The 21,771-nt window shown below is 71.2% G+C and carries 8 protein-coding genes; all 8 read left to right on the forward strand.

Features of this window, described 5'->3' with window-relative positions; genetic code table 11:
• The coding region (locus tag AB0I10_RS34935) for an SDR family NAD(P)-dependent oxidoreductase (protein ID WP_363156737.1) at window positions 1-9,186 on the forward strand (9,186 nt) is incomplete at its 5' end.
• Complete coding sequence (locus tag AB0I10_RS34940) at window positions 9,173-10,069, forward strand: hypothetical protein (protein WP_363156738.1); 897 nt, start codon at window positions 9,173-9,175, stop codon at window positions 10,067-10,069. The genes AB0I10_RS34935 and AB0I10_RS34940, both read left to right, overlap by 14 nt.
• Window positions 10,070-10,074: 5 nt before the next feature.
• Window positions 10,075-13,056 carry a condensation domain-containing protein gene (locus tag AB0I10_RS34945; protein ID WP_363156739.1) on the forward strand — a complete coding sequence of 994 codons (2,982 nt, stop codon included), beginning with the start codon at window positions 10,075-10,077 and terminating at the stop codon, window positions 13,054-13,056.
• A gap of 77 nt (window positions 13,057-13,133) precedes the next feature.
• Window positions 13,134-14,000 (forward strand): 3-hydroxyacyl-CoA dehydrogenase family protein, encoded by an 867-nt coding sequence (locus AB0I10_RS34950; RefSeq protein ID WP_363156740.1) that lies wholly within the window; start codon window positions 13,134-13,136, stop codon window positions 13,998-14,000.
• Window positions 13,997-14,281 (forward strand): phosphopantetheine-binding protein, encoded by a 285-nt coding sequence (locus tag AB0I10_RS34955; RefSeq protein WP_363156741.1) that lies wholly within the window; start codon window positions 13,997-13,999, stop codon window positions 14,279-14,281. The genes AB0I10_RS34950 and AB0I10_RS34955 overlap by 4 nt, the downstream gene beginning before the upstream one ends.
• Window positions 14,274-15,437, forward strand: a complete 1,164-nt coding sequence (locus AB0I10_RS34960; RefSeq protein ID WP_363156742.1) for an acyl-CoA dehydrogenase family protein — start codon at window positions 14,274-14,276, stop codon at window positions 15,435-15,437. The genes AB0I10_RS34955 and AB0I10_RS34960 overlap by 8 nt, the downstream gene beginning before the upstream one ends.
• Entirely contained in the window at window positions 15,430-16,536 is a 1,107-nt protein-coding gene (locus AB0I10_RS34965; RefSeq protein ID WP_363156743.1) for an HAD-IIIC family phosphatase, read from the forward strand. The genes AB0I10_RS34960 and AB0I10_RS34965 overlap by 8 nt, the downstream gene beginning before the upstream one ends.
• A gap of 208 nt (window positions 16,537-16,744) precedes the next feature.
• Window positions 16,745-21,771 (forward strand): type I polyketide synthase (locus tag AB0I10_RS34970; RefSeq protein ID WP_363156744.1); only part of this gene is annotated, 5,027 nt, incomplete at its 3' end.

The raw sequence follows: 21,771 nt of genomic DNA on the forward strand, positions 1-21,771 counted from the left end.
CCTAAGGCCGACGGTGCGTGGAACCTGCACGAGCTGACCCAGGACATGGACCTGGACCTGGAGCACTTCGTGCTGTTCTCCTCGGCGGCGGCGACGTTCGGTGCGCCGGGCCAGGGCAACTACGTGGCGGCCAACGCCTTCCTCGACGCCCTGGCGGCCGACCGCAGGGCGGCCGGTCTGCAGGCGACATCGCTGGCCTGGGGCATGTGGGCCGATGTCAGCGCGCTGACCGGGCAGCTCACCGATTCCGAGCGGGACCGACTGACCCGTGGCGGCGCCAGGGCGCTGAGCGCGGACGACGGTCTGGCCCTGCTGGACATGGCACTGGCCCGGGACGAGGCGCTGCTGGTGCCGACCCGGATCGACCTGGCCGGGCTGCGGGCCCAGGCGGCCCGCAGCACCGAGATCCCGCCGATGTGGCGGGCGCTGATCAGCAGTGGTCCTGGTCGCCGTACCGCCGCCTCGGGCAGCGCCGGCGCGGACTCGCTGCACCAGCAGCTGGCCGGGCTGTCGCAGCAGGACCGGGAGCGCAAGCTCACCGACCTCATCCGCACCCATGTGGCGGCCGTGCTCGGCCACACCTCCGCCGACGCGATCGAACCCACCAGGGCCTTCTCCGACCTGGGCTTCGACTCGCTCACCGCGGTGGAACTGCGCAACCGCCTCAACACCGCGACCGGACTGCGGCTGCCGGCCACGCTCGTCTTCGACTACCCCAACCCCGTCGCGCTCGCCGGGCACCTCAGGGCCCGGCTCTTGGGCGACAGCGAGCAACTCGTGAACCTCCCGCCGGTCCGCACGGCGGAGGCGGTGTCCGACGAGCCCATCGCGATCGTCGGAATGGCCTGTCGGTTCCCCGGCGACGTGAACGACCCCGATGCGCTCTGGCAGTTGATCGCCTCCGGGACGGACGCGATCTCCAGCTTCCCGGACGACCGGGGCTGGGACGCGGAGGGGCTGTACGACCCGGACCCGGAGCACGTGGGAACCTCATACACCCAGTCCGGCGGATTCATGGCGGATGCCAGCGGGTTCGACGCCGGGTTCTTCGGGATCAGCCCGCGCGAGGCGCTGGCGATGGACCCGCAGCAGCGGCAGTTGCTGGAGGTGTCGTGGGAGGCGCTGGAGCGGTCCGGTATCGACCCGGGTTCGCTGCGCGGCAGCCAGACCGGTGTCTTCGTCGGCGGGTTCGCCTCGGCCTACGGGTTCGGCGCGGGCACGGGGAGCGAAGGCGCCGAAGGACATCTGACCACGGGCTTCGCGACGAGTGTGATGTCGGGCCGCGTGTCGTATGCCCTGGGCCTGGAGGGCCCCGCCGTGACCGTGGACACGGCATGTTCGTCGTCCCTGGTGGCGCTGCACCTGGCCACCCAGGCGATCCGCGCCGGCGAGTGCTCGATGGCGCTGGTCGGCGGCGCCACGGTCATCGCGACCCCGGACGGGATCGTGGGCTTCAGCCAGCAGCGCGGCCTGGCGAGGGACGGGCGCTGCAAGGCGTTCTCGGCGGACGCGGACGGCATGGGCTTCGCCGAGGGCGCGGGCATGGTGGTCGTGGAGCGGCTGTCCGACGCGCGGCGCAACGGGCACAAGGTGCTCGCGGTGGTACGCGGGTCGGCGGTGAACCAGGACGGTGCGTCGAACGGTCTGACGGCGCCGAACGGTCCGTCGCAGCAGCGGGTGATCCGGGCCGCGCTGGCCAGTGCCCGCCTGACGGCCGCCGACGTGGACGTGGTCGAGGCGCACGGAACGGGCACCACGCTCGGTGACCCGATCGAGGCCCAGGCGCTGCTCGCGACGTACGGCCAGGAGCGGCCGTCGGATCGGCCGCTGCTGCTGGGCTCGGTGAAGTCCAACATCGGGCACACGCAGGCGGCCGCAGGTGTCGCGGGTGTGATCAAGATGGTCCTCGCCCTGCAGCACGGTGAGTTGCCGCGGACACTGCACGTCGACGAGCCCTCGACGCACGTCGACTGGACGGCCGGCGACGTGCGGTTGCTGGGCGAACCGGTGCCGTGGCCGGCCGGCGAACGGGTGCGCCGAGCTGGTGTGTCCTCGTTCGGTATCAGCGGCACCAATGTCCATCTGCTGCTGGAGGAAACCCCCGTCGAGGCCGAGGCTCTCGTGGAGGACGAGGCGAGCGGTGCGCCCGAAACCGCGGCTGTCGTCGAGCCCGGCGGGTTCGGCGCCTGGCTGGTGTCGGGCCGGTCGGCCGAGGGGTTGACGGGGCAGGCGGGCCGGTTGCGTGAGTGGGTTGCGGCGCGTCCGCAGCTCGAACTGGCTGATGTGGGCTGGTCGTTGGCGGTGACGCGGTCGGCGTTCGAGCACCGGGCTGTGGTGGTGGGTGGTGATCGGGGTGAGCTCATCGGTGGCTTGGAGAGTCTGGCGGCTGGTGTGCCTGCGGGTTCGGTGGTGTCGGGGGTTGCCCGGCCGGGTGCGCGGGTGGTGTTCGCCTTTGCGGGTCAGGGTTCGCAGTGGGTCGGTATGGGACGGGAGTTGGCAGAGTCCAGCCCGGTGTTTGCGGCGCGGTTGGCTGAGTGTGAGCGGGCGTTGGACCCGTTCGTGGACTGGTCGTTGAGCGACGTTCTCGCGGGTGTGGAGGGTGCGCCTGCGTTGGAGGCTGCGGATGTGGTGCAGCCGGTGTTGTGGGCGGTGATGGTGTCGTTGGCTGCGGTGTGGGAGGCCGCTGGTGTGTCGCCGGGTGCGGTGGTTGGTCATTCGCAGGGTGAGATTGCTGCGGCGACGGTGGCGGGGATGCTGTCGCTGGAGGACGGCGCTCGTGTCGTGGCGCTGCGGTCGCAGTCGTTGAAGGCTCTGGCCGGTGCGGGCGGCATGATGTCGGTGAGCCTGTCGGCTGCGGCGGTGGAAGAGCGCCTCCCGCGCTGGGGCGAGCGTCTGTCGCTGGCGGCGGTCAACGGACCGTCTGCGGTGGTGGTTTCCGGTGAGCCGGGGGCACTGGAGGAGTTGCAGGCCGAGCTGGAGGCGGAAGGCGTACGGGCCCGGATGGTGGCCGTGGACTACGCCTCGCACTCCGCCCAGGTGGAGCGGCTGGAGCAGGAGATCACGTCGGCACTGGCCGGTGTGGCGCCCCGTCGGGGTCGGGTGCCGATGGTGTCGGCGATGACGGGCGAGGCTCTGTCGGGCCCCGAGCTGGATGCCGCGTACTGGTACGGGAGCCTGCGTGCCTCGGTGCACTTCGACCGGGCGGTACGGACCTTGGCCGGGATGGGGCACCAGGTGTTCATCGAAGTCACCCCGCACCCGGTGCTGTTGGGCGCGATGAACGACACGCTCGAAGAGGTTGCGCAGGACGCGGGCCCCGGCACGGCGGCGGGAGTGGTGTGCGGGACGCTGCGCCGCGACGACGGTGGCGCGAGCCGCCTGATCACGTCACTGGCCGAGGCGTTCGTGCACGGTGTCACCGTGGACTGGGAGAAGGTGCTGCCGTCCGCAGAGCGCGTGGCCCTGCCGACGTACGCCTTCCAGCACGAGCGGTACTGGCCGCCGGAGGCCGGGCCGACCGTGGGCGGGGATGCGGTGTCGCTGGGGCTGGGTGCGGTGGACCATCCGTTGCTGGGTGCGGCCGTCGAACTCGCTGGTGGTGCGGGCATGCTGTGCACCGGGCGGCTGTCGGTGCGTACGCATCCGTGGCTGGCCGACCACGCCGTAGGCGGTGTGATCCTGCTGCCGGGCACCGGTTTCGTGGAGATGGTCGTACGGGCCGGTGACCAGGTGGGCTGTGGACTGCTGGAGGAACTGACGCTGCAGGCACCGCTGGTGGTGCCCGCCGACGGCGGTATCCAGGTCCAGGTCGTGGCAGCTGCCGCTGATGCCGACGGGCGTCGGACGGTCGAGGTGTTCTCCCGTCACGATGGCACCCAGGAGGCATGGGCCCAGCACGCCAGCGGCATGCTCGCCCCGGCCGGTGCACCGGCTCAGACAGAGGACGACCTCGTCGTCTGGCCGCCGCGCGATGCGACCGCAATGGACATCAGCGGCATGTACGACGAGCTGGCCCAGGCGTCGTACGGATACGGTCCGGCGTTCCAGGGCCTGCGGGCGGTGTGGCGCCGTGGTGAGGACGTATTCGCCGAGGTCGCCCTGCCCGAGCACGCGACCGAGGACGCGGGTTCGTTCGGCCTGCACCCGGCACTCTTGGACGCCGTACTCCAGGCCAGCGCCTTCGCCGGCGGGCCTGGAGGATCCGAGGAGGGTGAGCCGGGTCAGGTGCGGTTGCCGTTCGCATGGACGGGTGTGGAGCTGCACGCCAGTGGCGCGTCGGTGTTGCGGGCGCGGCTGCGGCGTGACGCCCACGGCAGCCTGACCGTAAGGGCCGCGGACACCACCGGGGCGCCGGTGGTGTCGGTGGCGTCGTTGATCACCCGTCCGGTGTCGGCTGACCAACTCCAGCCCACCGGCGCCGGAGTGGCCGACGCGCTGTTCACCGTGGAGTGGACCCCGGTTCCCGAAGCCCCCGCCCCCGTACCGGCGGGCGAGTGGGTCCTGCTCGGCGCCGACCGCTTCGGCATGGTCGAAGCTCTCAACACGGTCGGAGTCTCGGTACGTTCCATCGCTGACCTGGCCGAGCTGGTAACCGCCACTGAGGCGGGCGAGATCGCCCCGGGGTTCGTGCTGACCTGCGCGGGTGACGCGGACGGCGACGGCCCAGGCGGTGACGCGGCCGAGGCCGCCCGGCGGGCCACCGGCCAGGCCCTGGGTCTGGTCCAGGAGTGGCTGGGCGAGGACCGTCTGGAGTCGGCCCAGCTGGTGGTCGTCACCCGTGGTGGCGTGGCCGCCTCGGCGGGCGAGCGGGTGGCCGACCTGGCTGCGGCCTCCGTCTGGGGCCTGCTGCGCTCGGCACAGTCGGAGAACCCCGGCCGACTCGTCCTCGTAGACCTGCCCGCCACCGGCACCGCCACCGATGACCAGACCGCCGCCATCCTGCCGTCCATAGTGGACAGCGGTGAACCGGAACTGGCCGTCCGCGGCAAGGTTGCGTACGGGCGGCGGCTGGCCCGTCCATCCCGTTCCGTGACAGCAGTTGAACAGCCGTCGGGGAGGCAGGGCGCGCGGTCTGCTCTGGTGACCGGTGGCACGGGCACGCTGGGCGGGCTCGTGGCCCGGCACCTGGTGACCACCGGGCGGGCCGACGGCGTGGTGCTGACCAGCCGCTCCGGTCCGTCGGCTGCCAACGTGGCCGCGCTGGCCGCCGAGCTGGCGGAGCTGGGCGCATCGGTCGACGCGATCGCCTGTGACGCGGCGGACCGGGACGCGCTGGCCACCGTGATCAAGACGATCCCGGCCGAGCGCCCGCTGAGCACCGTCATCCATGCCGCCGGTGTCCTCGACGACGGGACGGTGACCTCGCTGACCCCGGAGCGGGTGGCGACGGTGATGCGTCCCAAGGCCGACGCCGCATGGCACCTGCACGAGCTCACCCAGGACATGGACCTGGACCTGGAGCACTTCGTGCTGTTCTCCTCGGCGGCGGCGACGTTCGGTGTGCCGGGGCAGGGCAACTACGTGGCGGCCAACGCCTTCCTCGACGCGCTGGCGGCCGACCGTCGCGCGGCCGGGCTGCCGGGAACGTCGCTGGCCTGGGGCCTGTGGGCCGAAGTCAGCGGCCTGACCGGGCAGCTCTCCGACGCCGAGCGGGCCCGGATGACCCGGAGCGGGACCAGCGCGTTGAGCGCGGCCGAGGGCCTGGCCCTGTTGGACATGGCGCTCGCCCGGGACGAGGCGGTGCTGGTCCCGGCCCGGCTCGACCTGGCCGGGCTGCGGGCGCAGGCGGCCCGCAGCGATGAGATCCCGCCGCTGTGGCGGGCGTTGGCCGGCGGACCGGCCCGGCGGGCCGCCGCCTCCGGCGGGGCCGGCGCGGACTCGCTGCGGCAGCAGCTCGCCGCGCTGTCCGCCGAGGACGGCCACCAGATGCTGCTGAACCTGGTGCGCGCGCATGTCGCCGCGGTTCTGGGCCACGCCTCCGCCGACGCCGTCGAGCCGGGCCGGGCCTTCACCGACCTGGGCTTCAACTCGCTCACCGCCGTCCAGCTGCGCAACCGGGTCAGCACGGCCACGGGGCTGCGGCTGCCCGCCACCCTCGTGTTCGACTACCCCAACCCGACCGCGCTCGCCGTGCACCTTCGCGGCCGGCTCGGCGGGGAGTCCGCGGCAGGCGCGGACGTTGCGGTCCCCGTCGGGGCCGCGGCCCACGACGAGCCGATCGCGATCGTGGGGATGAGCTGCCGGTTCCCGGGCGGCATCACCGGCCCCGAGGATCTCTGGCAGATGCTCGCCGACGGGCAGGACGCGATCTCGGGGTTCCCGGCCGATCGAGGCTGGGACCTGGAGGCCCTGTACGACGCGGACGCCGCTCACACGGGGACCTCGTACACCCAGGCGGGCGGGTTCGTCGCGGACGCCAGCGAGTTCGACGCCGGGTTCTTCGGGATCAGCCCGCGCGAGGCGCTGGCCATGGACCCGCAGCAGCGGCTGCTCCTGGAACTGTCCTGGGAGGCCGTCGAGCGGGCCGGGATCGACCCGGTCTCCCTGCGCGGCAGCCAGACCGGCGCGTTCGTGGGCGGGTACACATCCGGGTACGAGATGAGCGTGCTGGCGGAGGGCGGTGCCGAGGTCGAGGGGCACCTGATGACCGGGGTCGCGACCAGCATCCTGTCCGGCCGCCTCGCGTACACGTACGGGCTGGAGGGGCCGACGATGACGGTCGACACGGCGTGCTCGTCGGCGCTGGTGGCGCTGCACCTGGCCGCGCAGGCGCTGCGGTCCGGTGAGTGCTCGATGGCGCTGGCCGGCGGTGTGACGATCATGGCCACCCCGGGGACGTTCATCGAGTTCTCCCGGCAGCGAGGTCTCGCGCCGGACGGACGGTGCAAGGCGTTCGCTGCTGCGGCGGACGGCACCGGGTTCGCGGAGGGCGCGGGCGTGCTCGTGGTGGAGCGGCTGTCCGACGCGCAGCGCAACGGGCACAAGGTGCTGGCGGTGCTGCGTGGCAGCGCGATCAACCAGGACGGTGCGTCGAACGGTCTGACGGCGCCGAACGGTCCGTCGCAGCAGCGGGTGATCCGGGCGGCCCTGGCGAACGCCGGGGTCCGCGCGGACCAGGTCGACGCCGTCGAGGCGCACGGCACGGGTACGACGCTGGGGGACCCGATCGAGGCGCAGGCGCTGATCGCCACCTATGGACAGGGCCGTTCCGAGGACCGTCCGGTGTGGCTCGGTTCGGTGAAGTCCAACATCGGGCACACGCAGGCGGCGGCCGGTGTGGCGGGTGTGATCAAGATGGTGCTCGCCCTGCAGCACGGTCAGTTGCCGGCGACGCTGCACGTGGACGAGCCCTCGCCGCACGTGGACTGGGCGGACGGCGAGGTGCGGCTGCTGACCGAGCCGGTGCCGTGGCCGGCCGACGGGCGTCCGCGCCGTGCGGGCGTGTCCTCGTTCGGCATCAGCGGCACCAACGCGCACGTCATCCTGGAAGAGGCCCCCGAGCCGCCCGCGACCGCCGCTCCCGCGGAGCCTTCGGCCCCGCCCGCGGTGGTGCCGTGGGTGCTGTCCGGGCGGACCACGGAAGCGCTCAAGTCCCAGGCCGGACGGCTGCGGGAGCTCCTCGTCGACCGACCGGACGTGGACCCCGTGGACGTCGGGTTCTCGCTGGCCACGACGCGTACGGCCTTCGCGGAGCGGGCGGTCGTGCTGGGCGAGGACCGGGACGGCCTCCTCGCCGGGCTCGCTCTGGTGGCCGCGGGCGTGCAGACCAGGGACGTGCTGACCGGGACCGCGGCGGCGGATCAGAAGGCGGTGTTCGTCTTCCCCGGCGGCGAGTCGGGATGGCTCGGCTCCGCCGCCGGACTGCTGGACGAGGCGACCGTCTTCGCGGCCCGGATGGCCGAATGCGAACAGGCCCTGGCCCCGTACGTGGACTGGAAGTTGACCGAGGTGGTGTGCGAGGGGCCGGACGGTCCGGCGCTCGACCGCCCCGGCGTCCGCCAGCCGGTCCTGTGGGCGGTGATGGTGTCGCTCGCCGCGCTGTGGCGCTCGGCGGGCGTGCACCCGGCCGCGGTCGCCGGGCACGCCGTGGGCGAGATCGCGGCCGCGCACGTGGCCGGAGTGCTGTCGCTGGCCGACGCGGCCAGGACCGCGGCGCTGACCGCCGGGGCGGAGCCGAACCGGGAGGAGCTGGCCTCGGTCCGCCCGCGGCAGGGGACGGTGCCGGTGTTCTCCAGCCGTGACCTGGCCTGGGCCGACGGCGCGGACATGGACGCCGACTACTGGTGCCGCACCCCGCGGGACACCGCCCCGTTGCGGGAGCTGGCTCGCGCCCTGATCGACGGCGGGTTCGGCGCCTGCGTCGAGGTCAGCCCGGACCCCGTGCTGACCGCGGGCATCAGGCGGGCGCTGGACGACGAGGACCTGCAGAAGGGTGCCGGAGTCACGATCACCGGGACGCTGCGTCACGGGGAGGCCGGACCGCGGTCGTTCGCGGCAGGCCTCGCCACCGTCCACGTGAGCGGGACCGCGGTGGACTGGGCCGCGGTCCTGGGCGGCAGGCACCAAGTCGACCTGCCCACCTACGCGTTCCAGCGGCAGCGGTACTGGCCGGCCGCGCCGGCCCGGAAGCCGGTGGCGGCGTCCCCGGGCGAGCAACAGTTCTGGGCCGCGCTGGAGGAAGGGGACATGGCCGCCCTGGCCGGGGTGCTGGGCATGGCCGAGCCGTTGCGGGAGGACATGCCGCTGGGCACGGTGCTGGCGCGGCTCGCGACGTGGCGGCAGCGGGAACGTGACCTCGCGCAGGCCGGCGGCCTGCCAGGCGACGGAGGGGAGAGCGGAACCGACGGCGAGTCGGCGGCCGGGCCCGGGGCCCTGGGATGGGTACGGCAGTTGGCCGGTCTCTCCAAGTCCGAGCAGCAGGAGCTGCTGCTCGAACTGGTCCGCCAGGAGATCGCCGTGACGCTCGACTACCCGTCCGGCGACTCCATCCACCCCAGCAGCGACGTCTTCGAGTTGGGGATGACCTCCATGTCCGCTGTTCAACTGCGGGAAAGAATTATCGAGCAGACTGGACTTAAACTGCCAGAGGGCTTCGTCTACGACCTCTATTTCCCGGAAGCGATCGCCGGCTTCCTCCTGAGTGAGCTTCCGGACGAGCATCAGGAAGGCGCTCATGGGGACTCTTGAGGGCCTCAGGGAAAGCGACCGTCCGCCTCTGATGATGGGTGAACAAGTGCCGAACGAAGAATCGTGGAGCGTCATCTCCGTCCCCACGTCGAACTCTCTTATTCTCGGTGTCGATTTCCCTGCGGCCGGGCGCCGCGAGGCGGGGTTCGGGGATCTGGTGGCCAAGATGGGACCCGCCTGGTCCGGCCACGGGTTCGTGCAGACCACGCTTCCTTCCGTGCGCGTTTCAGAGCGTCCCGCCGGAGACTTCTACACCGAGCACTGGATGCGGGGCGGGGACTGGGACAAGTACGAGGTGGTGGCCGTGCTCGGCTACTGTCTCGGCGGCGTCTACGCGGCCGAGATCGCGGAGCGCCTGGCTCAGCGGCAGGGCACCGAACCCAAGGTCGTCCTCTTCGACGGGCAGGTCACCGACATTCAGCTGCTCGCAGCAGAAATCAACAAGATGGTCGCCCTGGCCGGTCCTGTCTTCTCCGACGAGGAGGCGGAACAGGCCCGTAAACGAGCTGCCGAGATCGTCGGAACCCCGTCGATCAGTCTTGTCGACGCCGCCATCGAGATCGTTGAGCTCTATCGAGAGACAGCGTCCACCGCTTTCAAACGGATCGGTCTTTCCGATTCTCGTAGGGACGAGGTGGTCCAGCTTTTCGAGACGTATATGTCATGGCTTTCCGCTGCCGTGGACATCGACCCGAGTCAGACCTGGAAGCGGTCTCTCGCCATTACCTCTTCGGATTACGCCACATTGGAGGCGAACGGGGCGGCGACGGCCGTCAACGCAACCAAGATGCTCGGCCGGCGGATCTCGCTCGACACCAGCCACGCCGACCTTCTGCGTGATGACTCCACTGTTCGCACACTCCTCGACCACGTCGAATTCTGAGCGTCATGAACACCACGAACAAGGAAAAGGCCCTCTGGCTGATGGAGGAGTTGGTCCCGGAGACCGGGATCAACAACTTGGGGCTCGCCCTCCAGGTGAGCGGCCGGCTGCGGCCGGACGTGCTGAGGGCGGCGCTGGCCATCGTGCTCGGCCGGTACGAGATGCTGCGGACGGTCTTCCGCGCGACCGGTGCGGAACTGGTCAAGGAGGTCGTCCCCGCAAGCGAGTTCGCGACGGAGATCGAGCCGCTCCACCTGACCGGCGAGTCGCTGGAGAAGGACCTGACCGCGTTCGTCGACCGCCCCTTCAGGCTGGACGGCCGGCCCCTGGTCAGAGTCGGGTTCGCCACCGGACCGGACGGTGACGTCCTCTGCGTGGGAGTGCACCACCTGGCGTTCGACATGGTCTCCGCCGCCCTCTTCCTTCAGGCGTTCATCCCGGTCTACGACGCGATCGCGGCCGGCCGGCCCGTTCCTCCGCAGGCCACCACGGAGGTCCCGGCCCTCGCCGAGCCCGAGCCGCGGCCCGCCGATGTCGCGTACTGGAGCGAGACGCTGCGGGGCATCACGCAGGGCGGTCTCGATCTCTGGTGCGGCATGCCGCGCAGCCGTCAGCCGATGATGACGGGTGAGAACGCGCGCCACACGCTCTCGCCCGAGGCGCAGCACGCCGTGCAGCATCTGCAGCGCGCGGCCAGGGCACCCGCAGGCGCGGTGATGCTGGCCGCCTACACCGCCCTCCTCGCCTCGCACGGTGCCGGGCCCGACCTCGTCGTCGGCTCCCCGGTCGATGTCCGCGGGGCGAACACCTCCGCCATCGGATACCACGTCAACGTGGTCCCGATCCGGGTCCGCGTGGACCTGGCCGAGGGTTTCCGCGCGCTCGCCCGCCAGGCCCGGGACGCGTTCCTCGGCGCGATGGGGCACGCCAACACCTCCGTCGACGAACTGGCGGGGGAACTCCCCGAGATCGGCTCGACCTGGCAGTCCGCGCTCTACCGGCACCTGTTCAACTTCCTGCCCGAGGCGCACGTCGGCGAGCTGTCGATCGACGGCATGCCGGCCCGTTTGCTGACGGTCGAGAACCCCTACAGCAAGTTCGACCTCGAACTGGTCGGCACGCCGTCCGATGCGGAGATCCTGCTCCGGTACTCCACCGAGACCCTGGCCCGCGCCGACGTCGAGGCGATGCTGCGCCGGCTCGACGCCCTGCTGATCGAGGCTGCCCACGACCCGGACCGGCCGCTTCGCGAGACAGCGGGGTGGAGCGGGCCCGACCGCCAGGCCGTCGACCGGGCCAACAACACGACATCCCCCATCGAACTCCCCACGGTGCAGGCGGCGTTCCGGTCCTGGGCGGCGAACACACCGGACGCTCCGGCCGTGGTCGACGGCGAACACACCGCCACGTACCGGCAGGTGGACGAGAGGGCGGCCGCGATCCACGCGCTGCTGACCGGCGCAGGCGTCGGCGCGGGCGACGTGGTGGCGGTCGCCGCACCCCGCGGCGAGGCGGCCGCGGCCACCCTCGGTGTCTGGCGGGCGGGCGCCGTCTGCCTGCCGCTCGACACCGGGCACGCCCCCTCCTGGCTGGCCCGGCAGCTCACGCACTCCCGGGCGAAGGCCGTCCTCACCGGGACCGGCGTACGGCTGCCCGCCGATGCGGAACTGCCGCACGTGCTGCCCCTGGACACCGCCCCGGTGCCCGGCCCCGCCACGTCGGACCCCTCCGGAGAGCCGACGGCGCCCGCTTGCCTGTTCCACACCTGCGGGGACGACGGGCAGCCGGTCGCCACCGTCCTGAGCCATGTGGGACTCGCCGACACCGTCGGCCACTTCACCACCGAACTCGACGTCGAGCCCGGCACCGGCGTACTGGCGCTCGCCGCGCCCGCCACGTTCGGTTCGCTCTTCGACCTCTGCCTGGCGCTGAGCGCGGGCGGCCGGGTCGTGATCGCGCCCGAGGTGGCCCGGACGGGCGGACCCGCCCTCCGCGCGACCGCCGACCGCCACGACGCGACCGTCGTCGTCGTACCGCCGGGCACCCCGGCCCGTGTCCTGGAGGACATTGCCGACCGGCCGCAGGGGCTGACCGTACTCGCCCAGGGCGACGAGATGTCTCCCGCGACGGCGCGGCGGCTCTTCGCGGCCGGCTGCCAACTGCACCTCGCCTACGGCACCTTGGAGACCACCGGCTGGGCCGTGTCCGGCCGGGTGGACGCCGCCGACGCCGTGAACCGGGGACGGCCGATCACCAACACGCGGGCGTTCATCGCCGCCCCCGACGGCCGGGAACTGCCCATCGGCCTGCGCGGGGAACTCTGCCTCGCCGGAACCGGGCTCGCCCTGAGCGACCCGGACGACCCCGCGTTCCCGACCTGCGAACGGTACGGGCGTCACCACCGCACCGGGCAACTCGCCCGCTGGCGGCCCGACGGGACCATCGAGTGGCTCGGCCGCATCGACCGTCAAGCCGCCACCGGCGACGGCCCGGTCAACCTCGGCGCCGTCGAGGCGGACCTGCTCGACCACCGCGGAGTCACCGCGGCCGCTGCCCTGGCCGTGACACCGTCCGGCGGCGAGCCCACCGTCGTCGCCTTCGCCGAGAGTGCCGACCAAGCCGATGGTTTCGCCGCGTCCGCCCTCCCCTGGCAGGTCGTCCGCCTGGACGCGCTGCCCAGGAGCCCCGACGGCCGAACCGACCGGGACGCCCTCGCACGGCTCGCCGAGAAGGCACTCGACCAGGGAAGCGGCCACCAGGGCCCGGCGGCTGACGACGCACTCGTCCGCGCACTCGTCGAGATGTGGCGGCAACTCCTGGGCACAGAGGCGACGGCACAGACGAACTTCTTCGAATCGGGCGGCCATTCGCTGCTCGCCGCCGTACTGGCACAGAAGGTCGAAGAACTCACCGGTACGTCCCTCGAACTCACCGAGGTGTTCCACCATCCGACCCCCGCCGCTCTCGCCGCGAGGGTGCGCGCGTGACACGCGAGGCAGGGCAGGCCGCTCCGGCTTGACCGTGCCTGTCAGGAAACGGCTCACGAAACCGCAGGGAAGAATCTATGAGCACTGCTTTTGAGGAGCACCGCCTCGCCATCGTCGGCGCCGGTGTGATGGGCACGAACATCTCGACACTGGCCATCGGGCACGGCGTCCCCGTTGTGCTGGTGGACGTCGACGAGTCCGTGCTGGACAAGGCGCGGCAGACCATCAAGCAGAAGACGCGGCACGCCCAGCTCATGGGCGTGCTGCCGGCGGACCGCCCGCAGGGCACGCTGACCACCAGCGCGTCCCTCGTCGACATCGCGGACGCCACCACCGTCATCGAGGCCGTCACCGAGGTCGCCGAGGTCAAGGAGAAGGTCCTCACCGAGGCTTCCAGGATCGTCCGGCCCGGCACGACCCTGATCTCCAACACCTCCTGCATCCCGATCGACGAGATGGCCTCCTGGACCGTGCGCCCCGAGGAGCTCGTGGGCGTGCACTTCATGAACCCCTCCTACATGATCAAGATGGTCGAGGTCATCCGCGGCCCGCGCACGGACCCCGCCATCCTGGAGGAGGTCACCGGGCTGCTCACCGTCCTCGGCCGCGAGGCCCTCGTCATCGATGACTCGGCCGGCTTCGTGATCAACCGGCTGCTGCACCCGCTGATCAACACCGCGGCCATGCTCGTCCAGGAGGGCGTCGCCTCCGTGGAGGTCGTCGACAGCCTGCTGGAGGGCTGCCTCGGGCACTCGACCGGTCCGCTGCGGACCGGCGACCTCATCGGCCTGGAGAACCTCGTCGACTCACTCAACGTGCTCTACGAGCGCCGCGGCGACGAGAGCTGCCGCCCCTGTGACCTCCTGCTCGCAAAGGTGCGGGACGGCCACCTCGGCCGGAAGACCGGCCGGGGCTTCTACGACTACGGAAAGGTCGCCTCATGAGCGTCCAAGAGGAACCCTTCACCACCGAGGGCCTTGAGAAGGAAATCCTCGACTTCCTTGCCGAGCGCATCAAGACGACTGTCGAAGTGGACCAGGACCTCTTCGCGTCCGGCGTCGTCTCCTCCATGTTCGCGATGCAGCTCGTCGTCCACCTTGAGGAGACATACGACATCGCCATCGTCGGCGGGGACCTGAAGCTCGACAACTTCCGCACCGTCCAGACCATGGCCGGCCTGGTGCTGCGGCTCCGGGACACGTCGGAATCGGCCGAGAATGCCTGAGCAGTTGGCCGGCGAGCTCGCCCTCATCGACGAGCTCGTCGGCGGCCGGGCGGCCGACTGGGACGTCGCGGGCGAGCTGCCCACCGACCTGCTGCGCACGCTCGGCGCCAAGGGCCTGCTCTGCGCGCAGGTCCCGGCGGCCTACGGCGGGCTCGGGCTGAGCAGTCAGGACAACGGTGAACTCACCGCCCACGTGGGCGGCCTGTGCAGCTCCCTGCGGAGCATCATGACCTCGCAGGGCATCGCGGCCTGGGCCATCCAGCGGTTCGGCGACCGCACCCAACGGCGCGAGTTCCTCGCGGAGTTGACCGGCGGGAAGCTCGCGGCGGTCGGCTTCAGCGAGCCGGGCGCCGGCAGCGACCTGGCGGCCATGCGGACCCGCATCGAGCCCGACGGGGACGGGTTCACCGTCGAAGGCGAGAAGAAGTGGGTCACCGGCACCCGCTACGCGGACTTCGTCCTGATCGTGGGCCGCGACGGCGACGGCGACGGCGCCGCCGCCGCGGTGGTCCCCGTGGACACCCCGGGCGTGCACATCGAGCTCGTGCCCCACCCGATGGGCTGCCGGGCCGCCGGACACGCCAACATCCGCCTCGACAACGTCCGCCTCCCCGCCACCCACGTCCTCGGCGGCGGCGGACAGCCCCTGTCGATGCTGTTCACCACGGCGCTCTCCTACGGGCGCATGTCGATCGCATGGGGCTGCGTCGGCATTCTCCGCGCCTGCCTGAACGCTGCCGGCAGCCACGTGAAGCAGCGGCAGCAGGGCGGAGTGGCGCTCGCCGAGCACCAGCTCGTCCGCAGGCACCTGGCCGAGATGCTCATCGCCGAGCAGGCCGCCCTGCGCGCCTGCGAACACGCGAGCCGGTGCTGGGACTCCGCCTCACCCGACATGGGCCTGACGGCGGTCCTCGCCAAGCACGTCAGCGCCGGCCACGCCGCCCAGAGCGCCGCCACCGCCGTCCAGCTGCTCGGGTCGGCCGGCGCCGAGGACGGGCACGTGGTGGCCCGCGCGTTCCGGGACGCGAAGCTCATGGAGCTCATAGAAGGCAGCAGTGAGATCTGCCAGTTGATCCTGGCGGACCACGCCCTGGCGATTTCCGACGCACACAAGACCCTTGACGAGAGTGCAGTAGACAGGAGGACCCGTGGCTGACAGCCAACCCCTCGTGAAGTGCCTGGTCTGGGACCTGGACAACACCGTCTGGGACGGCACGCTCCTGGAAGATCCGAGCGTGGATCTGTTTCCCGGAATACGCGAGGCCATTATCGAGCTCGACTCCAGGGGAATCCTGCACTCGGTCTCCAGCAAGAACGACCACGACCTCGCCTGGCAGCACCTCGAAAAGCTGGGCCTCGCCGAATACTTCGTACACCCGAAGATCGGCTGGGGGCGCAAGTCCGACGCGGTCAAGGAGATAGCCGAGCGGCTGAACTTCGCACAGACCGCCGTCGCCTTCATCGACGACCTGCCCACCGAGCGCGCCGAAGTGAACTTCCACGCGCCCGACATCCGCTGCTACGGGGCCGACCAGGCGACCTCGCTGACCGGGCTGCCCGAGTTCAGCCCCGAGGTCGTCACCGTCGACGCCCGTCGCCGCCGCCAGATGTACCAGGCCAGCTTCCGCCGGGACGCCGAGAAGGGGACCTTCGACGGCCCCGACGAGGACTTCCTGCGCACCCTCGACCTCGTGATGGCGATCAAGCGGGCCGACGAGGAGGACCTCTCGCGGGTCGAGGAACTGACCCTGCGCACCAGCCAGATGAACGCGACCGGGGTCCACTACTCCGACGCCGATCTGCGCGCCCTGCTGGCCGACCCGGACCACGAGGTCCTCACCGTCACCCTGACCGACCGGTTCGGGCCGCACGGCGCGGTGGGCGTGCTCCTCCTGGAGCGCCACCCGGACGTGTGGCACCTGAAGCTCCTCGCGACCTCGTGCCGCGTGGTGACGTTCGGAGCCGGCGCCGTCATCCTCAACTGGCTCATCGACCAGGCGGCGCAGGCCGGTGCGCACCTCGCAGCGGACTTCCGGGCGACCGACCGCAACCGCATGATGGACATCGCCTACCGGTTTGCGGGCTTCGCCAACGACTCCTGCGCCTGCCTGGCCGTCCTCGGCGAGCCCGCCGAGGAGGACGTCCAGCGCCTGCACCTGCTCGCCACCCCGCGTGAGGCCCCGACGACGATGCGGCTCAGTTCGCCCGAACTCGCCGAGGCCGCAGGCGATCAGGACGCCGTAGCACACGGATAAGGACGCGATTTTCTCCACCAATCGACCGGGATGTGGCGCGCCGCTCAACCGACGCGCCCTTCACGGTTGAACACGTGGTGTACCGGGCGGACCAGCCCATATCGTGGCGTCGGCGGCGCCAGCGCGCTTTTCTAATTAGTCGATATTTCCCTTGGCGGAAGACTTTCGGCCAGGTATCGCACTCAACCTCCGGAATGCCGAGGGAATTGTGAACGAGACTGATGGGGCAGCTCTGACGGAATTCGCGGTAGCCGGTTCCGAGCCACTGGCGATCGTGGGCATGAGCTGCCGCTATCCAGGTGGAGTCCGTTCACCCGAGGACCTGTGGAAACTTCTGGGCGAGCAACGGGATGCCCTTTCGGAGTTTCCCGAGGATCGGAACTGGAACCGCGAATCCCTGTACGGCGAGGACCCGGAGAGCCCTGGGAAGACATATCTCACCCGGGGCGGCTTCATCGAGGACGTCGCCGGTTTCGACGCGGGCTTTTTCGGCATCCCGCCGCGCGAGGCCCTGTCGATGGAGCCGCAGCAGCGTCTCCTGCTCGAAGCCTCGTGGGAGGCCCTGGAGCGCGCTGCCATCACCCCGTCCGCGATCCGGGGCACCAGGACCGGCGTGTTCGTGGGTGCCGAGCCGAGGGAGTACGGACCCAGGCTGCAGGAGGCGCCCGAAAGCGTTAAGGGCTACCTGCTCACCGGCACGACGACCAGCGTGATGTCCGGCCGTATCTCCTACCTCCTCGGACTGCACGGCCCCTCGCTCACGGTCGACACCTCCGCCTCCAGCTCCCTGGTCGCCATTCACCTCGCCGCACAGGCCCTGCGCCAGGGCGAGTGTTCGCTGGCCCTCGCGGGTGGCGTGTCCGTGATGGCCACCCCGGGGAACTTCGTCGCGTTCAGCGGTCTGCGGGCGCTGTCCCCCGACGGTGTGTGCAAGCCCTTCTCGGCTTCGGCCAACGGGACCGTGTGGTCGGAGGGCGTCGGCCTGATCGTCCTGGAGCGCCTGTCCGACGCCGTGCGCAACGGCCACTCCGTCCTGGCCGTACTGCGCGGATCAGCGATCAACTCCGACGGCGCCAGCGACGGCCTCACCGCCCCCAACGGCCAGGCCCAGCAGGCCGTCATCCGCCGGGCCCTGGCCAACGCGGGCCTCACCGCGCACGACGTGGACGCGGTGGAGGCGCACGGTACGGGTACCAAGCTGGGCGACCCGATCGAGGCGCAGGCACTCCTTGCGACGTACGGCCAGGAGCGGTGCGAGCAGGGGCCGTTGTGGCTCGGATCGGTGAAGTCGAACATCGGGCACACGCAGGCGGCGGCCGGTGTGGCGGGTGTGATCAAGATGGTGCTCGCCCTGCGACACGGGGAGTTGCCCGCGACGCTGCACGCGGACGAGCCGTCGCCGCACGTGGACTGGTCGGCGGGTGAGATACGGCTGCTGGCGGAGCCGACGCCCTGGCCGGCCGGAGAGCGCACGCGCCGTGCCGGTGTGTCGGCGTTCGGGATCAGCGGGACCAACGTGCACGTCATCGTCGAGGAGGCCCCGGCCGCCGAGGCCGCCGGAGCGGGCGCCGCAGCCACGGCTCCGGCGGTGTCGGGCGCCGGCGCATGGCTGGTGTCGGGCCGTTCGGCTCAGGGACTGTCGGCGCAGGCGGGTCGCCTGCGGGAGTGGGTGGCAGCACGTCCGGAACAGCGACCGGCGGACGTGGCCTGGTCGTTGGCCACGACACGATCGACGTTCGAACACCGCGCCGTGGTGGTGGGCACCGACCGCGCGGAGCTGGCGACCGGTCTGGAGCAGCTGGCTGACGGGGTGCCTGCGGCATCAGTGGTGTCGGGCGTGGCTCGACCGGGTGCGCGGGTGGGGTTGGTCTTCGCCGGTCAGGGCTCGCAGTGGCTCGGCATGGGGCGGGGCCTCTATGAGGGCAGCCCGGTCTTCGCCGAGGCGTTTGACCAGGTATGCGGCCTGCTGGAGTCGGAGCTCGGGATCTCGGTACGGGACGTCGTCCTGGGCGCCGACGGCGTCGATGAGGCTCTCGTGGACCAGACGCTGTACGCGCAGGCGGGTCTGTTCGCGTTCGAGGTGGCTCTGGCTGCGGTGCTGAAGGCGGCCGGTGTGGTTGCCGATGCCGTGGTGGGTCACTCCGTGGGTGAGGTGGCGGCTGCGTATGTGGCTGGGGTGCTTTCCCTGCAGGATGCGTGCCGGTTGGTGGCGGCGCGTGCGCGGTTGATGCAGGAGTTGCCGAGCGGTGGGGCGATGGCGGCGATCGGTGCGCCTGAGGCTGAGGTGCTGACTGGTCTTGCGGAGCTGTCCGGGGTGTCGGTCGCGGCGGTCAATGGCCCGGAGTCGGTGGTGGTTTCGGGTGACGAGGACGTCGTGGACCGGGTGGTGGAGGAGTGGCGTGAGCGGGGCTGTCGGGTGCGGCGGCTGCGGGTGTCGCATGCGTTCCACTCTGCGGCGATGGACCCGGTCCTTGATGAACTCGGCTCTGTGGCAGGCGAGTTGGAGTACCGGCGCCCCGAGTTGCTGTGGGCGGGTGCGTTGACCGGTGACGTACTGACCGAGTGCGATGGCGGTTACTGGCCGGCGCAGACGCGGCAGGCGGTGCGGTTCGCCGATGCCGTGGCCGCTCTCGCGGAGCAGGGCGTGTCGCTGTTCATCGAGGTCGGCCCCGACGGCTCGCTGTCGACGCTGGGCCCGGACGCCGTGGCGGATGTCGAGGGCGAAGGGCGTGCGTTCATCCCGCTCCAGCGGCGGGACGACGCGGGCGTGACGGGTCTGGTGACGGGGCTGGCGCGGGCGTTCGTGCAGGGCGTGTCGGTGGACTGGAGTGCCGTGCTGCCGGCCGGCGAGCGGGTGGACCTGCCGACGTACGCCTTCCGGCACGAGCGCTTCTGGCTCGACAGCGGCGTGTCGTCGCACGTGATGGAGCTGCCGCAGCCGGTCGGCGGTTCGGCCGTGCTGCCTCCGCTCGACGCCGGTACCGGGGTGCTGCGACAGCTGGAGGGGCGACCGGAGCCCGAGCAGGACCAGATGATCCTGGACCTGATCCAGACGCACGCCGGGGCGGTCCTCGGCCACTCCTCACCCCAGGCGATCGACCCCGGGCACACCTTCAAGGAACTCGGCTTCGACTCGGTGACCGGCGTCGAACTGCGCAACCGGCTGAGCACCGCGCTCGCCATGCGGCTTCCCACTGGCCTGATCTTCGACTACCCGACGCCGACGGTGCTGTCCGAGTACCTGCGGACGGAAGCGCTGGGGCACACGGACGATACGGAGACACCGTCCCGACCCGCTGCATCTGCCGTATCCGCCGCATCCGCCGTATCCGCCGACGAGCCCATCGCGATCGTGGCGATGAGCTGCCGCCTCCCCGGCGACGTGAGCGCCCCGGAGCAGCTGTGGGACCTGCTGACCGAAGGCGGGGACGCGGTCGCGGAACTCCCCACCGACCGGGGATGGGACCTGTCGCGGCTGTACGACCCGGACGCGGAGCGGGCCGGGACCTTCTATGCGCGCGAGGGCGGATTCATATCGGGGGCCGGGGAGTTCGACGCCGAATTCTTCGGCGTCAGTCCGCGCGAAGCCCTGGCGATGGACCCGCAACAGCGGCTGCTCCTCGAAATCTCCTGGGAGGCGCTCGAACGGGCAGGCATCGACCCGAGGCAGCTGCGCGGCTCGTCGACCGGCGTCTTCGTGGGAGCTGCCTCCTCCGGTTACGGCGCCGACGCGCCCGAAGCACTTGAGGGCCATCTTCAGTCGGGCATCGCCCCCAGCGTGATCTCGGGCCGGGTGGCCTACACGCTGGGGTTGGAGGGGCCCGCGCTGACCGTGGACACGGCGTGCTCGTCGTCCCTGGTGGCGCTGCACCTGGCAGCCCAGGCACTGCGGTCCGGGGAGTGCTCGCTGGCCCTCGCAGGCGGCGTCACCGTGCACGCCACCCCGTCGTGGCTCGTCTGGTTCAGCCGTCAGCGGGGCCTGGCGGCGGACGGTCGCTGCAAGGCGTACTCGGAGCAGGCCGACGGCATGGGCATGGCCGAGGGCGCCGGTGTTGTGGTGCTTGAGCGGTTGTCGGACGCGCGGCGTAATGGTCATCGGATTCTGGCGGTGGTGTCCGGGAGCGCGGTGAACCAGGACGGTGCGTCGAATGGGTTGACGGCGCCGAATGGTCCGGCGCAGCAGAGGGTGATCCGTGCGGCGTTGGCGAGTGCCGGTCTTGCCGCGGGCGACGTGGATGTGGTCGAGGGCCATGGCACGGGTACGCGGCTGGGTGATCCGATTGAGGCGCAGGCGCTGTTGGCGACGTACGGGCAGGGCAGGGCTGAGGAACGGCCGTTGTGGTTGGGCTCGGTGAAGTCCAACATCGGGCACGCCCAGTGGGCCGCGGGTGTCGCGGGGGTCATCAAGATGGTGCTGGCGCTGCAGCACCGGGAACTTCCCCGCACGCTGCACGCCGAGGAGCCGTCCTCGCGTGTTGATTGGGATGCGGGTGCGGTGCGGTTGGCCACTGAGGCGATGCCGTGGCCGGAGGTGGGCGAGCGTCCGCGGCGGGCGGGTGTGTCGTCGTTCGGGATCAGCGGTACCAATGCGCACGTGATCATCGAGCAGGCCCCGCGGGGTGCTTCTGTGCTTGATGGGGACACGGGTCCGGCTGAGGGTGCTGGCGGTGCCGACGGCGTCGTGTTGCCGGTGGTGCCGTGGGTGGTGTCGGGTCGGTCGGCAGGGGGGCTTGCGGGCCAGGCCGGGCGTCTTGCGGAGTTCATCCAGCATCGTCCGGACGTGGATGCGAGTGATGTGGGGTGGTCGCTGGCGGTTTCGCGTGGGGTGTTGGAGCACCGTGCGGTGGTGCTGGGTGCCGACCGTGAGGAACTGGCAGCCGGAATACAGGCGTTGGCGGAGGGTCGTGAGGTTCCGGGTGTGGTGTCCGGGGCTGTGGGTGGTGTGGGCAAGGTCGGGTTTGTGTTTACCGGGCAGGGTGCCCAGCGGGTGGGCATGGGTGCGGGGTTGTATGCGGCGTTCCCGGTGTTTGCGGAAACGTTTGATGCGGTGTGTGCGGGGCTGGCTGAGCATCTGGACGGTTCGCTTGCGGCGGTTATTCGGGGTGAGGGTGAGGAGTCCTGGCTGGGTGGGGGCCGTCTTGATGCGACGGTGTGGGCGCAGGCGGGGCTGTTTGCGGTTGAGGTGGCGCTGTTCCGGCTTCTTGAGTCGTGGGGCGTGAGCCCGCAGGTGGTGGC

The sequence above is a fragment of the Streptomyces sp. NPDC050636 genome (assembly GCF_040654775.1).
Lineage (GTDB): Bacteria > Actinomycetota > Actinomycetes > Streptomycetales > Streptomycetaceae > Streptomyces.

What these genes read in the sequence shown, in the direction of transcription:
- AB0I10_RS34940 (WP_363156738.1), top strand. Translation starts at nt 9,173, where the DNA reads ATGGGGACTCTTGAGGGCCTCAGGGAAAGCGACCGTCCGCCTCTGATG.
- AB0I10_RS34945 (WP_363156739.1), top strand. Translation starts at nt 10,075, where the DNA reads ATGAACACCACGAACAAGGAAAAGGCCCTCTGGCTGATGGAGGAGTTG.
- AB0I10_RS34950 (WP_363156740.1), top strand. Translation starts at nt 13,134, where the DNA reads ATGAGCACTGCTTTTGAGGAGCACCGCCTCGCCATCGTCGGCGCCGGT.
- AB0I10_RS34955 (WP_363156741.1), top strand. Translation starts at nt 13,997, where the DNA reads ATGAGCGTCCAAGAGGAACCCTTCACCACCGAGGGCCTTGAGAAGGAA.
- AB0I10_RS34960 (WP_363156742.1), top strand. Translation starts at nt 14,274, where the DNA reads ATGCCTGAGCAGTTGGCCGGCGAGCTCGCCCTCATCGACGAGCTCGTC.